2 protein-coding genes are annotated in these 3,681 nt (G+C 70.0%); both read right to left on the reverse strand.

Features of this window, described 5'->3' with window-relative positions; genetic code table 11:
• Positions 1-3 precede the first annotated feature (3 nt).
• Positions 4-1,128 carry an LLM class flavin-dependent oxidoreductase gene (locus GWK61_RS53215; RefSeq protein WP_194921980.1) on the reverse strand — a complete coding sequence of 375 codons (1,125 nt, stop codon included), beginning with the start codon at positions 1,126-1,128 and terminating at the stop codon, positions 4-6.
• Between the two features lie 131 nt (positions 1,129-1,259).
• Positions 1,260-3,545, reverse strand: coding sequence for an alpha-N-acetylglucosaminidase (locus tag GWK61_RS53220; protein WP_194921978.1), 2,286 nt, complete (start codon positions 3,543-3,545; stop codon positions 1,260-1,262).
• Positions 3,546-3,681 lie beyond the last annotated feature (136 nt).

Below are 3,681 nucleotides of genomic sequence, written 5' to 3' on the forward strand. Positions count from 1 at the left end.
GCGTCAGATGTCTATAAGAGACAGCTCCTTGGCCAGCGCCGGCAGCACCTCCTTGCCGAGCAGCTCGATGGTCTTCATGACCGACTCGTGCGGCAGGTAGCCGAACTGCACGTAGCAGATCAGCTGGTCGACGCCCAGCTCGGCGTACTTGAGCATCTTGGTGTAGCACTGCTCGGGGTCCCCGACGACGATCATGTCGTGGTCGCTGAAGGACTTGGGGTCGAAGTTCCCGTCGGCCTGCTGCATCAGGTACGGGAAGATCTTGTCCCGCTCCTCCTGCGACAGGTGCGGCAGCTCCCACTCGGCGGTGAACTCGGCGATGTTCTTGTACCACCACCAGACCGAGTCCCAGATCCCCGACTCCTCGCACTTGGCCAGCGACTCCTCGCAGTGCACCAGGGTGTAGGCGGCGACGCGGTTGGTGGTGACGCGGGTGATCGGCTTGGGCGCGGCGGCCGCGGCGCGGTAGAGCCGGATGTGCTCTGCCATCTTGTGGATCGGCTGCAGGATCGAGAAGGACAGCAGCCCCAGGCCCTTCTCGCCGGCCACGGCCGAGGAGCCCTCGGAGGTCGCGGCCATCCAGCACGGCGGGTGCGGGTCCTGGACCGGCTTGGGCGTCACCATGCGGCGCGGGAAGTCCAGGTACTTGCCGTGGAACTCGAAGTACTCGTCCTCCCACATCCCGACGACGGCCTGGATGGCCTCCTCCCACTGCGCGCGGGAGGCGTCGCGGTCCACGCCGAACGCGGTCTGCTCCATCGGCGTGGAGCGGCCGGTGCCCCACTCGACGCGGCCGCCGGACAGGATGTCGGCGGTGGCGACCTTCTCGGCCACGCGCATCGGCGGGGTGAAGGCATGCGGCATCAGGGTCACGCCGAAGCCCAGCCGGATCTGCTCCGTGCACTGCGACAGCGCGCCGATGATCACCTCGGGCGCCGGCGAGTGCGAGCGGCCCTCGCGGAAGTGGTGCTCGACGTGCCAGGTGGTGTGGAAGCCGAGCTTGTCGCCGAGCTTGATCTGCTCGATCGCCTCCCGGTACGCGCGCTGCTCAGCCTCGCGCTGGCCGTAGGGGTGCGGCTTGGCCCAGGGCTTGGGCACGTCGATCTCGTAGAGCAGGTCGAGCTTCATCCTCACGCCTCCACGTTCGGCAGCGTTTGCCGGAACAAACGCACGGTCCGCTGGTCCGAACGGACCGTATGCCGAATCTGATGGACCGTCAATAGTCATCTGCGGCCCTGTTCAGGGTGGGTATGCGCAGGTCAGGGCGGGGAGAGGAAGGACGCGACGGTGTTTGCGACGGCGAACGGGTCGCCGCTCGGCTCGGTCGGGTACGACCCGGCGCCGCGCGCCCAGGCGTCGTCGAGCGCGAACCAGTCGATCTCCGCCGCCTGCTTCGCGGCCCCGGTGAGGACCGGTTCCAGCGCCGCGAACTGCTTGCGCCAGCGCGGGAGGTAGACGTCCGCGACCAGGCCGGACAGTTCGCGGGCGCCGTAGTTGCGCAGCAGGGCGGCCGGGCCGCGGTCGCCCCAGGTGGTGATGAGGGAGCGGGCTTCGTAGCCGCCGGCGCCGAGCCAGGTGCCGAGCAGGAAGCGCTTGTCGGTGGCGAGGAGGGAGTCCAGCAGCGTCATCGCCTGCAGCCAGCGGGATGTGAGGGTGTGCCAGGCGGCCAGGTCGCGGCCGTCGTAGGCCGCCTTGATCTTCGGCAGCAGGACGCGGGCGTGGTTGGACAGCGCCTGCCGGGTGAAGTCGACGACGTCGTAGCGGTAGGCGTCGACGCTCCGCAGCGACGGATCGGCTTGCAGGAGCGTGAGGACGGCCTGCTCGAAGGCCGCGCCGTCGTAGCGCATGTCCGGGCCGCCGGGCGCCGCCGAGACCGCGGACAGGTCCGGCCAGGCGCTGAACAGGCTGTCCTGGGCCTGGCTGTAGGTGCCGGGCGGGAGCGAGTAGGCGGTCTGCGCGAAGGTGTGCCATGCCTTCGTCGCGGCGGCGTCCACCTTGCCGTAGCGGCGGGCGGCATACTGGCCGAACCAGTCGGTGAGGTCGAAGGCGTCGGGACGCCAGGCGAGTTCGGCGAACAGCTCGAAGGCCGCCGGGTCGTGGCCGGAGGCCTCGGGCATCCAGGCGATGCCGGACAGCGCCGATCCCTTTGCCGCCAGGGCTTTCGCGAAGCGGTCGGTCCAGGTCGCGGCGTTGGCGCCGAGCAGCGAGCGGCCGCCGAAGTTGGTGATGGTGCCGAAGGCGTAGGCGGCGCCGCCCCAGTCGTCCTCGCGGTCGAAGGCGGTGTACTTGTCGGAGCAGCCGTCGACGATCAGGACCTTGCCTCGCGCACAGGCGGCGGAACCGCAGGTGCGGACGGCGTCGAGGACGTCCCGTCGCGGGTTGCCCTCCCAGCCGAGCATGACCCAGGTCGCGCCGGGGTGGGCGGTTTGCAGGGCGGTCATGACGGCCACCGCGGCGTCGCCCATCGGCACGCCAGCGCTGGTGCCGCCTTCGTGGAGCAGGTCCATCTTGTAGGCGGTGGTGGGGCCGTAGAGGTCGGCCTGGTGGCGGTAGAAGGACTCTGCGATGCGGGCGAAGTGCGGGTCTCGGGGGTCGAGCCAGTCAGGGCGCTGATAGCCGTCCCAGATCCCTTGCGGGAGGACGCGGGCGCTGGGGTTGCGCTTCGTGAAGCCGAGGGGGACCTGACCGAGGTAGCCGGGCAGGACGGGGGTCATGCCGAGCTCGCGGAGGCGGGCGACGACCTGCTGTATCACCGCGACGTTGGCCTGGCGGACGGCGGGAGGCTCGGGGGCGTCGACGGCTTGCAGGTTTCCCAGCAGCCACCACGGTTGGTGGGAGGCAGCGGGGATCCAGGCGTCGATGTCGGCGGGGGTGTATCCGAACTCTGTGAAGACGCGGCGGTAGACCTCGTCCTGGCCGGCGGCGACGAGGACTTCGGTGAAGCCGTGGAAGGCTAGGACGTCGAGGGTGCGTTCCCATTCGGGCCAGGCGCGGTAGGCGCCGGCGTAGCCGTTTTCGGTGTCGTTCAGGGCGAAACGGTGCTTGACGGCGGCGGCGCCGGAGAGCTCGCCGCGCGGGGTCGGGAGGATTGGGGAGAGCTGCGCGAGGCTGTCACTGGGGAGAGAGATGGTGACGTTGGCGACGTATTTGAGGTAGTGGGCCGCGCCGGACAGGAGTGCGGAGGTGGTGGTGGCTTCGATGGTGACCGCGGTGGCCGTCAGGGTTTCGGATGCGGGGCCGGACAGGGCTGAAGAGCGGATGCGGTAACGGTCAGCGGTACCGGCGGTCGGCGAGACTGCTCGGAGCTCGATCTGGCCGGCGTGGCCGGCGGTCAGCAACCGTTCCAGGACGCCGCGCGCCGGCGCCGTGTCGAAGGCCTGCACCGGAGCGTCGCCGGCGACGTGAGTCAGAGATCCGTCCACCGCACCAGTATCCGGACGCGTCCCATGCGCCACCGACCGCGACCCGAGCGCCTCACCGATCCCGACGGCCGCGAGCGCCCCCGCCGCGATGCCGTAGCCCATCACCCGACGACGTCCGACCATCTCCCGGCCCCATGTCTCCCGTGAGCCCCGTCGCCGGGACGCTGGCACAACGCGCTGTCATAGAGAGAAGGACCGAGAGGTGGGATCGCGTTGCCAGCGAGATGGTTTTGAGACCTAAGCGGGGGCGGGGCGGGGG

This window comes from Catenulispora rubra (assembly GCF_015356825.1).
Classification (GTDB): domain Bacteria; phylum Actinomycetota; class Actinomycetes; order Streptomycetales; family Catenulisporaceae; genus Catenulispora; species Catenulispora rubra.